At 67.7% G+C, this 12,048-nt stretch carries 10 protein-coding genes; 8 read left to right on the top strand and 2 right to left on the bottom strand.

Annotated features, from left to right (window positions below; genetic code table 11):
• Positions 1-51 precede the first annotated feature (51 nt).
• On the top strand, positions 52-651 hold the full coding sequence (locus tag AC3A6B_RS01585) for an ORF6N domain-containing protein (RefSeq protein WP_487834989.1): 600 nt from the start codon (positions 52-54) through the stop codon (positions 649-651).
• Between the two features lie 149 nt (positions 652-800).
• Here AC3A6B_RS01585 and AC3A6B_RS01580 read toward each other — a convergent pair whose 3' ends face one another.
• Complete coding sequence (locus tag AC3A6B_RS01580) at positions 801-1,346, bottom strand: Rrf2 family transcriptional regulator (RefSeq protein ID WP_487834988.1); 546 nt, start codon at positions 1,344-1,346, stop codon at positions 801-803.
• Between the two features lie 74 nt (positions 1,347-1,420).
• Positions 1,421-1,762, bottom strand: a complete 342-nt coding sequence (locus AC3A6B_RS01575; protein WP_487834987.1) for a hypothetical protein — start codon at positions 1,760-1,762, stop codon at positions 1,421-1,423.
• 186 nt (positions 1,763-1,948) lie between these two features.
• Here AC3A6B_RS01575 and xdhA point away from each other — a divergent pair, with 186 nt between their 5' ends.
• From xdhA to AC3A6B_RS01540, 7 genes are all read left to right on the top strand, one after another.
• On the top strand, positions 1,949-3,529 hold the full coding sequence (gene xdhA / locus AC3A6B_RS01570) for a xanthine dehydrogenase small subunit (protein ID WP_487834986.1): 1,581 nt from the start codon (positions 1,949-1,951) through the stop codon (positions 3,527-3,529).
• Positions 3,530-3,531: 2 nt separating this feature from the next.
• Positions 3,532-5,955 (top strand): xanthine dehydrogenase molybdopterin binding subunit, encoded by a 2,424-nt coding sequence (gene xdhB / locus AC3A6B_RS01565; protein WP_487834985.1) that lies wholly within the window; start codon positions 3,532-3,534, stop codon positions 5,953-5,955.
• Between the two features lie 68 nt (positions 5,956-6,023).
• Positions 6,024-6,977 (top strand): LysR family transcriptional regulator, encoded by a 954-nt coding sequence (locus tag AC3A6B_RS01560; RefSeq protein WP_487834984.1) that lies wholly within the window; start codon positions 6,024-6,026, stop codon positions 6,975-6,977.
• 89 nt (positions 6,978-7,066) lie between these two features.
• Positions 7,067-8,413, top strand: coding sequence for an NCS2 family permease (locus AC3A6B_RS01555; protein WP_487835235.1), 1,347 nt, complete (start codon positions 7,067-7,069; stop codon positions 8,411-8,413).
• A 24-nt stretch (positions 8,414-8,437) separates the two neighbouring features.
• Positions 8,438-9,973 carry an ABC transporter ATP-binding protein gene (locus AC3A6B_RS01550; protein WP_487834983.1) on the top strand — a complete coding sequence of 512 codons (1,536 nt, stop codon included), beginning with the start codon at positions 8,438-8,440 and terminating at the stop codon, positions 9,971-9,973.
• A complete protein-coding gene (locus AC3A6B_RS01545; protein WP_487834982.1) occupies positions 9,966-11,120 on the top strand; it encodes an ABC transporter permease in 1,155 nt (384 codons plus the stop codon). The genes AC3A6B_RS01550 and AC3A6B_RS01545 overlap by 8 nt, the downstream gene beginning before the upstream one ends.
• On the top strand, positions 11,120-12,040 hold the full coding sequence (locus AC3A6B_RS01540; RefSeq protein ID WP_487834981.1) for an ABC transporter permease: 921 nt from the start codon (positions 11,120-11,122) through the stop codon (positions 12,038-12,040). The genes AC3A6B_RS01545 and AC3A6B_RS01540 overlap by 1 nt, the downstream gene beginning before the upstream one ends.
• Positions 12,041-12,048 lie beyond the last annotated feature (8 nt).

The following is a 12,048-nucleotide window of genomic DNA, read 5'->3' as shown; positions in this document are numbered from 1 at the left end:
GTAAAGAAAAATGACTGTTGTCACCGGGAAGTTCGTTGTCAGGGCGGCCTCATGAGCGCCGCGGGGCCGTCGCTTGCGCTCGAAGCTATCACGCAGCGCATCTTCGTCGTGCGCGGGCAGAAGGTGCTGCTCGACAGCGATCTGGCCGATTTGTATGGCGTAGACACGCGCCGCCTCAATGAGCAGGTGCGCCGCAATCGAGAGCGCTTCCCGAAGGATTTCATTTTCGAGCTGACGCGTGAGGAGTACACCAACTTGAAGTCGCAATTTGCGACATCAAGCTGGGGTGGCCGGCGCAAGTTGCCGCTGGCGTTCACGGAACACGGCGCGATCATGACCGCGACCTTGCTGAGCAGCCCGTGTGCGGTGGACGTATCGGTCTATGTGGTGCGGGCGTTTGTGCAATTGCGCGAACTGGCTCGCAGTCATGCAGACTTGGCCAAACGCCTCGATGCGTTGGAGGAAAAAACCGAGTTGATCGCGATGCAGCATGACGCCTTTAGTCGTAACACGCGCGTTCAACTGCGCCAGCTTTTCGATGCGTTGCGCGAACTTGCTGCCCACCCTGAACCGCCGAAACGGACCATCGGATTCGTGCCGCCCCAGGAGAAGAAGAACGCGAAGAGTTCGCGAGGCAAAAGCAAGAGGTAGAGCCAACCCGCCTCCTCAAGGCAGGTTCTCTCTGAAAATCACCTGGCTGCGCGTGCTCTCCACACCGGCCAGCACGTCGCGCTGGTCGCGCAGGTTGGTGAAGATCGTGCGCAAGGTGGGCAGATGGGGGAGAGGCGTGTTCGAGCCTCTCACGAACGTTTCGTCGTCAGCATTCGCCCCAGCGCGAAGACCGAGTTGGGCGTGTCCGGAAGCAGTGGCTTGGCTCGCGCGGACGAGGCCGGAGTCCGCCGCTCGGCGCGCCCGCTTTCGGGCTGCACGCCTCTGGCGATCTGTTCGTCGACCAGGCTTTGCAGCGTGACGGCATCGAGGAACTCGACCGCGCAACGGTTCACCGAGGCCCAGAGCTCGTCGGTCGCGTAGCGGGTCGGGTGGCCGGGCGCGGGGGTTTGGCTTTTCTTCATCGCCTCGCCGGGGGCGGCATCGTCGATCGCGAAGAGGATGTCCGCCACGCTGATGTCCGCAGCCTTGCGGCCGAGCGAATAGCCGCCGCCGGGGCCGCGCGTCGACGCCGCCAGGCCGTGGCGGCGCAGCTTGCCGAACAGCTGCTCCAGGTGGGAGAGCGACACCTGCTGGCGCCGGCTGATGCTGGCCAGGTTGACCGGTCCCGCCTGTTGATGGAGGGCCATGTCGATCATCGCGGTGACGGCGAAACGACCTCGTGTGGTGAGTCGCATCGAATTTCTTTCAGTGTCCGACCCGGCGGGTCGGAAGGAGGAGAGGGGATGCCGCGGGGGTGCCGCGACGCGGGCTAGGCGAGGAAGGCGCCGGCGCGTGGTGGCCGATGCTCTCGGCTGAGCCAGGAGGAGACCAGGGACATCAGCGCCGGCCGCGGCGCCGGCGCCGAGAAAAGAGCCGGAACGAAGGGCTCGTGGTCGTGGTCGATGGCTTCGAGCACAGGGTCTGCAGCGGCTTCGCCTGCCGCACTCGATGCATCCATGGCGTCTGCACCTGCCGCTTCGCCCGAGGCAGCAGCGAGCGCCTGGCTGCTGCAGCCTTGCGCATCGTGGCTCTCCTGATTCTGCGCCGCGGCGCCGACGCCGAGGCAGGACAAGAGAAGCGCGAGTACGGAAGCGAGGAGCCAGCGGGGCATGGAGCGCCAATCTTAACTGGCGGACCGCAGGGCTCGCGCCGATCGGCATCCGGCGGCATGACCGACCAAGGGTTTTCCCGGCCGTCACATACCGGTGCCCACATAGGCCATATGGTCGCGTTGGTATGCATCCCGGGCCGTAAAGGACTAACTTCGCAGGCACGATTTTTGATCGCCTCCACGAGCATGCCCATGACCCCGAGCACCCAACCCATCCGCTTCTTCCACCGCGGCCGGATCATCGACGTGAGCGGTGTGCATCCGACGCGTTCGGTGCTCGACTGGCTGCGCGAGGACGCGCGCTGCACCGGCACCAAGGAAGGCTGCAACGAGGGCGACTGCGGTGCCTGCACCGTGGTGATCGGCGAACTGGCCGAGGCCGGCGAGGCGCATGCGGTGGGCGGGCTCAGGCTGTCGACCGTCAATGCGTGCATCCAGTTCCTGCCCACCCTGCACGGCAAGGCGCTGTTCACGGTCGAAGACCTCAAGGCGCAGTGCCTCAAGGGCCGCGACAGCGCGCAGCACGACAAGCATGCGGTGACGCGCCTGCATCCGGTGCAGCAGGCCATGGTCGACTGCCATGGCTCGCAGTGCGGCTTCTGCACGCCGGGCTTCGTGATGTCGCTGTGGTCCACCTACGAACACCACCAGGCCGGAGGCACGCGGCCCACGCGCCAGCAGCTGGCCGATGATCTTTCGGGCAACCTGTGCCGCTGCACCGGCTACCGCCCGATCCTCGATGCCGGCCAGCGCATGTTCGACCTGCCCGGGGTGCGGCTCGACACCGAGCCCGTGATCACCGCGCTCGCGAGCCTCAGGCACGACAGCAGCTTCGACTACGCCGCGCCGTTGGGCCAGCGCATCGACCACTTCCACGCACCGACCACGCTGGCCGACCTGGCCGCGCTGCGCGAAGCCAAGCCCGCGGCGCAGCTGCTCGCGGGCTCGACCGATGTGGGCCTCTGGGTCAACAAGCAGTTCCGCGACCTGGGCGACATCATCTTCGTCGGCGATGTCGCCGAGATGAAGGTGGTGGAAGAGCGTGGCGACACTCTCTACATCGGCGCCGGCGCTTCGCTCGAGACCGCTTTCGGCGCGCTGGCGCGGCGCCTGCCCAGCCTGACCGACGTCTGGCTGCGCTTCGCCTCGCCGCCGATACGCAACGCCGGCACCATGGGCGGCAACGTTGCCAACGGCTCGCCGATCGGCGACTCGCCGCCGGTGCTGATGGCGCTCGACGCCGAGATCGAGCTGCGCCGCGGCAGCCGCGTGCGCCGCATGCCGCTGCCCGAGTTCTACGTCGACTACATGAAGAACCGCCTGGAGCCCGGCGAGTTCGTGCAGGGCCTGGTGCTGCCGCTCGCGGCCATGAAGCGCCAGGTGCGCGCCTACAAGATCAGCAAGCGCTTCGACTGCGACATCTCGGCCCTGTGCGGCGGCTTCGCCATTGCGCTCGACGGCGATGTGGTCAAGGAAGTGCGCCTGGCCTTCGGCGGCATGGCCGCGATCGTCAAGCGCGCGGCGCAGGCCGAGGCGGCACTCGCCGGCAAACCGTGGACGCAGGCCAGCGTCAACGCCGCCAAGCTCGCGCTGGCGCAGGACTTCAAGCCGTTGACCGACATGCGCGCCAGTGCCGACTACCGCCTGCAGGTGGCGCAGAACCTGCTGCAGCGCCTGTGGCTGGAAACGCGCACAGAGGATGCGCTGCCGGTGGAAGCCACCAGCGTCTGGAGCGTGATGCCGCACGCCGCCCTGCAAGGAGTCTGAACATGAACAAGCCGCTCGATCCCGCATTGCTGCAATCGGCCGAAGCCTTCGCCGACTACCTGAAGAACACCGCCGCGCGCATCGATGCGCGCGCCGAGGCCAAGGCGCACGACGACGGTGCGCGCGTCGGCATCAGCCGGCCGCACGAATCGGCCCACCTGCACGTGGCCGGCGAGGCCACCTACATCGACGACATCCCCGAACTCGCGGGCACGCTGCACTGCGCGCTGGGCTTGTCGCCGGTGGCCAACGGCCGGCTCAAGAACATGAAGCTCGAAGCCATCTGCGCCATGCCCGGCGTGGCGGCGGTGCTGACCGCGGCCGACATCCCGGGCAGCAACGACTGCGGCTCGATCATCCATGACGACCCGATCCTCTGCAGCGGCGACATCCGCTACCTGGGCCAGCCGGTGTTCGCCGTGATCGCCGAGACGCGCGATGCAGCCCGCCGCGCCGCGGCCCGCGCCAAGGATGCGCTGGACATCGAGGCCGCGCCGCCCGTGCTGACGCCGCAGCAGGCGCACGAGAAAGGCCAGTACGTGCTGCCGCCGATGCATCTGGTGCGCGCTACCGAGGGCGGCGCGCAGGCCGCGATCGCGAAGGCGCCGCACCGGCTCAAGGCCACGCTCGACGTCGGCGGGCAGGAGCAGTTCTACCTCGAGGGCCAGATCAGCTACGCGATCCCGAAGGAGGGCGGCACGATGCATGTGCACTGCTCGACCCAGCATCCGAGCGAGATGCAGCACCTGGTGGCGCACGCGCTGCACCTGCATGCGAACGAGGTGCACGTCGAATGCCGGCGCATGGGGGGCGGCTTCGGCGGCAAGGAGTCGCAGTCGGCGCTCTTCGCCTGCGTGGCGGCGGTGGCGGCCAACAAGCTGCAGCGCCCGGTCAAGCTCAGGCTCGACCGCGACGACGACTTCCTGATCACCGGCCGGCGCCACTGCTTCTGGTACGAATACGAAGTCGGCTACGACGACGAAGGCCGCATCCTCGGCGCCGAGATCTCGATGGTCTCGCGTGCCGGCCACTCGGCCGATCTGTCGGGCCCGGTGATGACGCGTGCGCTGTGCCACTTCGACAATGCCTACTGGCTGCCCGACGTGGCGATGCACGGCTACTCGGGCCGCACCAACACGCAGAGCAACACGGCGTTCCGCGGCTTCGGCGGCCCGCAGGGCGCGATCGCGATCGAGAACATTCTCGACAGCGTGGCGCGCGAGCTGGGCCGCGACCCGCTGGACGTGCGGCGCGTCAACTTCTACGGCAAGACGGAGAACAACGTCACGCCCTATGGGCAGGTGGTCAGCGACAACATCATCCACGAGCTGGTGGCCGAGCTCGAGGGCACCAGCGGCTATCGCGCGCGGCGCGAGGAGATCGCGGCCTTCAACGCGAAGAGCCCGGTGCTCAAGCGCGGCATCGCGCTGGCGCCGCTGAAGTTCGGCATCTCCTTCAACGTCAAGCATTTCAACCAGGCCGGCGCGCTGGTGCACGTCTACACCGACGGCTCGATCCTCGTGAACCACGGCGGCACCGAGATGGGGCAGGGGCTCAACACCAAGGTGGCGCAGGTGGTGGCGCACGAACTGGGCGTGAGCTTCGAGAGCGTGCGCGTCACCGCCACCGACACGCAGAAGGTGGCCAACACCTCGGCCACCGCCGCATCGACCGGCGCCGACCTCAACGGCAAGGCCGCGCAGGACGCCGCGCGCCAGATCCGCGAACGCCTGGCCGCCTGCGCCGCGGCGCGCCACGGCGGCGAGGCAAGCGCGGTGCGCTTCGCCAATGACCAGGTCGAAGTCAACGGCCGGTTGCTGTCGTTCAGCACGGTCGTCGGCGAGGCCTACCTCGACCGCGTGCAGCTCTGGTCCGACGGCTTCTATGCCACGCCGGGCCTCAGCTGGGACAAGGACCGGATGCAGGGCCGCCCCTTCTTCTACTACGCCTATGGCGCCGCCGTGAGCGAGGTCGTCGTCGACACGCTCACCGGCGAATGGAAGCTGCTGCGCGCCGATATCCTGCACGACGCCGGCAAGTCGCTGAACCCTGCCGTCGACATCGGCCAGGTCGAAGGCGCCTTCATCCAGGGCATGGGCTGGCTCACGACCGAGGAGCTGGTGTGGCATCCGAAGACCGGGCTGCTGACCACCCACGCGCCCAGCACCTACAAGATCCCGACCGCCAACGACTGCCCGCCGGTGTTCAACGTGCGCCTGTTCGAAGGCCAGAACTTCGAGGACTCGATCCACCGCAGCAAGGCGGTGGGCGAGCCGCCGCTCTTGCTGCCCTTCTCGGTGTTCTTCGCGATCCGCGATGCGGTGTCGGCCGTAGGCGCGCACAAGGTGGACCCGCCGCTGACCGCGCCGGCCACCAGCGAGGCCATTCTGCGGGCCGTCACCGCCGTGCAAAACGCTTCGAATTGAAGGCACCTTCCATCTGAATGCAGCGCTGTATAACTGCCCGCACATCCCCAACCAAATGCGGGCAGCTCATGAGAGACCAAGCGCTTCTGGACAAGATCGATCTCCACCTCATTCGGGTTCTACATACCGTGTTGACCGACCGCAGCGTCTCGCGCGCCGCCATCCGCCTGGGCATGTACCAGCCTGCAGTCTCTGCAGCGCTGAAGCGGCTGCGCGAGCTCTCGGGCGACCCCTTGCTGGTGCGCTCGGGCTCGGGCATGGTGCCGACCGACGCGGGGCTGCGCATGATCGATCCGGCCGCGAGCATCCTGCGCGCGGCGGAGATGCTGTTCTCCGATGCGCGCGGCTTCGATCCGCAGACCGCCTCCACCACCTTCCGCATCGCGGCCAGCGACTACCTCGACCCCTTGTTCTTGCCGATGCTGGTGGCGCAGGTCAAGGCGCAGGCGCCGCTGTGCCAGATCGAGATCCATTCGCTCTCGTCCGATTCGGACTACCACGCGCACCTCTCGCTCGGCCAGGTCGACCTGGTGATCGGCAACTGGCTCAAGCCGCCGGAAGACCTGCACATGGCGCGGCTCTTCGCGGACGACATCGTCTCGCTGGTCAACAAGGACCATCCGGCGGTGCGGCGCGGCTGGGAGCTCGAGACCTGGCTCGCGGCCGAGCACGTCGCGCCGACGCCCATGCACCCCGGCGCGCGCGGCATCATCGACCAGATGCTCGACGAGCTGGGCCGGCAGCGCAACATCACGGCGCGCTGCGCTCACTTCAGCCTGATCCCCGACATGGTGGCTTCGAGCCTGCTGGTGCTGACCACCGGCCGCCAGTACTGCGAGCGCTTCGTCGACCGGCTGCCGGTCGCGATCCTCGAGTGCCCGATCGCGCTGCCGCGCCTCATGTACTACCAGCTCTGGCATGAGCGCACCCATTCCTCGAGCTCTGCGCGCTGGCTGCGCGAGCGAACCAAAGCCGTGGCGGCCTCGCTGAGGCCCTCGCTCCCCGCTGCCGGCTCCGGCTAGCAGCTTTTCCATTCGCGCCGGGCGTCGCGACTTCGACCCACGCCATCTAGAAGAGAGACGGAGACAACGCGATGAACCGCACACAACAGATGCTCGACATCAGCGAGCACGACACCAGCTCTGCACGTCCGGCCGCCGGCTGGGCCGAGCGCATGTTCAAGCTCAAGGAGCACAACACGACGGTGCGCACCGAGCTGGTGGCAGGCCTCACGACCTTCCTGACGATGGCCTACATCATCTTCGTCAACCCGTCGATCCTCGGCGACGCGGGCATGCCGAAGGACGCGGTGTTCGTCGCCACCTGCCTGATCGCCGCGCTCGGCACGGCGATCATGGCGCTCTATGCCAACTACCCGATCGCGCTGGCGCCCGGCATGGGGCTCAACGCCTACTTCGCCTACGTGGTGGTGCTGCAGATGGGCTTCACCTGGCAGGCGGCGCTCGGCGCGGTGTTCGTCTCGGGCTGCCTGTTCCTCCTGGTCACGCTTTTCAAGCTGCGCGAGCTGATCATCCGCGGCATCCCGCAGTCGATACGCCTGGCCATCACGGTCGGCATCGGGCTCTTCCTCGCGATCATCGCGCTCAAGAGCGCGGGCATCGTGGCGCCGTCCAAGGCCACCTACATCACGCTGGGCGACCTGCACACGCCGCAGGTGGTGCTGGCGACGCTGGGCTTCTTCACGATCGTGGTGCTCGACCGGCTAAAGGTGCCCGGCGCGATCCTGATCGGCATCATCGCCGTGACGGTGCTGTCCTTCTTCTTCGGCGGCAACACCTTCCGCGGCGTGTTCTCGGCGCCGCCCTCGATCGCGCCCACCTTCCTGCAGCTGGACATCAAGGCAGCGCTCTCGGGCGGCATCCTGAACGTGATCCTGGTCTTCTTCCTGGTCGAGCTCTTCGACGCCACCGGCACGCTGATGGGCGTGGCGCGCCGCGCCGGCCTGCTGGTGCCGGGCAAGATGGACCGGCTCAACAAGTCGCTATTGGCCGACAGCGGCGCGATCTTCGCGGGCTCGCTGCTGGGCACCTCGAGCACCACGGCTTACGTGGAGAGCGCTGCCGGCGTGCAGGCGGGCGGCCGCACCGGCCTCACGGCGCTCACGGTGGCGGCGCTGTTCCTGGCGGCGCTGGTGATCTCGCCGCTGGCCGGCTCGGTGCCGGCCTATGCCACCGCACCGGCGCTCTTCTTCGTGGCCTGTTTGATGCTTAGGGACATCACCGAACTCGACTGGGACGACACGACCGAGGTGATCCCGGCCGCCGTCACGGCGCTGGCGATGCCCTTCACGTATTCGATCGCCAACGGCCTGGCCTTCGGCTTCATCACCTATGCGGTGCTGAAGCTGTTCACCGGCCGCGCCAAGCAGGTGCACTGGATGGTGTGGCTCATAGGCGGCGTGTTCTTGTTTAAATTCATCTATATCGGCGGACACTGACACTCTCAACGGCCAGGCACAGGCATGACAATCCACAACAGACTCCAGCTCGCGCACATCACCAAGCGCTATCCCGCGGTGGTCGCCAACAGCGACGTCTCGCTCACGGTGGCGCCGGGCGAAACCCATGCCGTCCTCGGCGAGAACGGCGCCGGCAAGTCCACGCTGATGAAGATCATCTACGGTTCGGTGAAGCCGGACGAAGGCAGCGTGATGTTCAACGGCCAGCCGGTCACCGTGCGCAACCCGCAAGAGGCGCGGGCGCTGGGCATCAGCATGGTGTTCCAGCACTTCAGCCTGTTCGACACGCTCACCGTGGCCGAGAACGTCTGGCTCGGGCTCGACAAGAGCCTGGCGCTGGCCGAGGTCACGCGCCGCATCACGGCCAAGGCGAGCGAGTACGGCCTGGACATCGATCCGTCGCGGCCGGTGCATACGCTCTCGGTCGGCGAGATGCAGCGGGTGGAGATCATCCGCGCGCTGCTCACCGACCCCAAGCTGCTGATCCTCGACGAGCCCACCTCGGTGCTGACGCCGCAGGCGGTGGTCAAGCTCTTCGTGGTGCTCAAGAAGCTGGCCTCCGAAGGCTGCAGCATCCTCTACATCAGCCACAAGCTGCACGAGATCCGCGAGCTCTGCACCGCCTGCACCGTGCTGCGCGGCGGCAAGGTCACGGGCGTGTGCAACCCGCAGAACGAGAGCAACGAGTCGCTCTCGCGCCTGATGATCGGCGCCGAGCCGCCGCCGCTCACGCACCGGCCGGTGCATGCGGGCGCGGTGGCCTTGCGGGTCAAGGGCCTGACGCTGGCGCGCGAGGACCAGTTCGGCGTCGACCTCGAGGGCATTTCGCTCGACGTGCGTGCCGGCGAGGTGGTGGGCATCGCGGGCGTGTCGGGCAACGGTCAGAAAGAGCTGCTCTACGCGCTCTCGGGCGAGGACACGCGTGCCGAGGCGCCGATGATCGAGGTCTTCGGCCAGCCGGCCGCGCATTTCAGGCCGCGCAAGCGGCGCGCGCTGGGCCTGCATTTCGTGCCGGAGGAGCGGCTGGGCCGCGGCGCGGTGCCGACGCTGAGCCTCGCGCACAACATGCTGCTCACGCGCAGCAACGCGGTCGGCAAGGGCGGCTGGATCCGCACCGGTGCGCTGCAGCAGCATGCCGGCGAGATCATCCGGCGCTTCAACGTCAAGGCCGGTGGGCCCGGCGCCGCGGCGCGTTCGCTCTCGGGCGGCAACCTGCAGAAGTTCATCGTCGGTCGCGAGCTCGATGCCAACCCGAAGATCTTCGTCGTCTCGCAGCCGACCTGGGGCGTGGACGTGGGCGCCGCGGCGCTGATCCGCGGCGAGATCCTGGCGCTGCGCGACACCGGCTGCGCGGTGCTGGTGGTGAGCGAGGAGCTCGACGAGCTGTTCGAGATCAGCGACCGGCTGCACGTGATCGCCAAGGGCCGGCTCTCGCCCTCGATCGATCGCGCGGCGGCCACGGTGCCGCAGATCGGCGAATGGATGAGCGGCCTGTGGAACGCACCCGCGGCTGCAGCGAAGGAGGTGGCCCATGCTTAAGCTCGAACCCCGCCCGCAGCTCTCGCGCTTCTGGAGCTACGGCTCGCCGATCCTGGCGCTCCTGATCACCGTGCTGATCGGCATGGTGCTGTTCGCGCTGCTGGGCAAGGATCCGGTCAAAGGCCTCGCGGTCTTCTTCTGGGAACCGATCAAGAGCGGCTATGCGCTCGGCGAGCTGATGGTGAAGGCCACGCCGCTGCTCATCATTGCGCTCGGGCTGGCCGTGTGCTTCCGCTCCAACGTGTGGAACATCGGCGCCGAAGGGCAGTTCGTGTTCGGCGCGATCGCGGCCGGCGGCGTGGCGCTCATGGCCGACAAGACAACGGGCTCCTGGATCGTGGCTGCGATCCTCGTGGCCGGCATCGCAGGCGGCATGGTCTGGGCCGGCATCGTGGCCTTCCTGCGCGACAAGTTCAATGCCAACGAGATCCTGGTGAGCCTGATGCTGGTCTACGTGGCGACGCTGCTCCTGGGCTACATGGTCTACGGGCCCTGGAAAGACCCGATGGGCTACAACTTCCCGCAGACCAAGACCTTCGAGGCGGTGACGCAGATCCCGCGGCTCATGAAGGGTTCGCGCGTGAGCATCGGCCTGGTCATCGCGCTGATCGGCGCGGCCGCCTTGTGGGTATTCCTGTTCCGCACGCGCTCGGGCTTCGCGCAGCAGGTCGGCGGACTGGCACCGGCAGCCGCGCGTTATGCCGGCTTCTCGGCGCGGCGCGCCGTGTGGATCGCGCTGCTCACCTCGGGCGGCGCGGCCGGCCTCGCCGGCGCGCTCGAAGTGGCAGGCCCGATCGGCCAGCTCACGCCCTACGTGCCGGCGGGCTACGGCTTCGCCGCGATCATCGTGGCCTTCGTCGGCCGCCTGCATCCGGTGGGCATGATCTTCTCGGCCATCCTGATGAGCATGTTCTACATCGGCGGCGAGCTCGCGCAGTCGCGGCTGGGCCTGCCGAAGTCGCTGACCGGGGTGTTCCAGGGCTTGCTGCTCTTCACTCTGCTGGCCTGCGACACGCTGATTGCATACCGCATCCGGCGCAAGTCGGCTCCGAAGCCGGTGGCTGCGCCGGTCGGCACGTCGTCGCTGCAAGCCAGCACGCCACTGACCGCACCTGTCACCGCTCAAGTCACCGAAGGAGCCCTCTGATGGAATCCTATGCACTCCTCCTGGGCTCCACGCTCAGCGCCGGCACCGTGCTCGCGATCGCGGCGCTGGGCCTGCTGATCAACGAGAAGGCCGGCATCGTGAACCTCGGCGCCGAGGGCATGATGCTGTGCGCCGCGATCGCCGGCTTCGCCACCGTGGTGGTCACGCGCAACACCTGGCTCGGCTTTCTTGCCGGCGCTGCGGCCGGCGCGCTGCTGGCGGCCTTCTTCGGCGTCCTGGTGATCTGGCTCAACACCAACCAGTACGCGACCGGGCTGGCGCTGAGCCTGTTCGGCGTCGGCTTCTCGGCCTTCGCGGGCATCAACTTCGTGCAGGCCAAGCTGCCCGAGAGCACCAACTACGCGCTGCCGATCCTCGGCGACATTCCGCTCGTCGGGCCGGCGCTGTTCCGGCACCACCCGATGGTGTATTTCGCCGTGCTGTTGACCATCGGCCTCATCTGGTTCCTCTACCGCACGCGCGCCGGGCTGGTGCTGCGCTCGGTCGGCGAGTCGCCGGAGTCCTCGCATGCGCTGGGCTATCCGGTGCGCCGCATCCGCTTCCTGGCGGTGATCTCGGGCGGTGCGCTGTGCGGACTGGCGGGCGCGTATCTGTCGACGGTTTACACGCCGCTGTGGGTCGAGGGCATGGTGGCAGGCCGCGGCTGGATTGCGCTGGCGCTCACCACCTTCGCCACGTGGCGGCCGGTGCGCGTGCTGCTCGGCGCCTACCTGTTCGGCGGCGTCTCGATGCTGGGTTTTCACCTGCAGAGCACGGGCGTCGACGTGCCCAGCCAGTTCCTCAGCATGCTGCAGTACATCGCGCCGATCGTGGTGCTGGCGCTGATCTCGCGCAACCCGGCTTTCATCCGCGTCAACATGCCGGCATCGATCGGGAAACCCTTCTACCCCGGCTCATAATTGCGTTT

The sequence above is a fragment of the Variovorax sp. Soil_C_33 genome, assembly GCF_057656935.1.
Note: the sequence above shows the minus strand (reverse complement) of the source record. Positions and strands in the feature narration are given on the sequence as shown.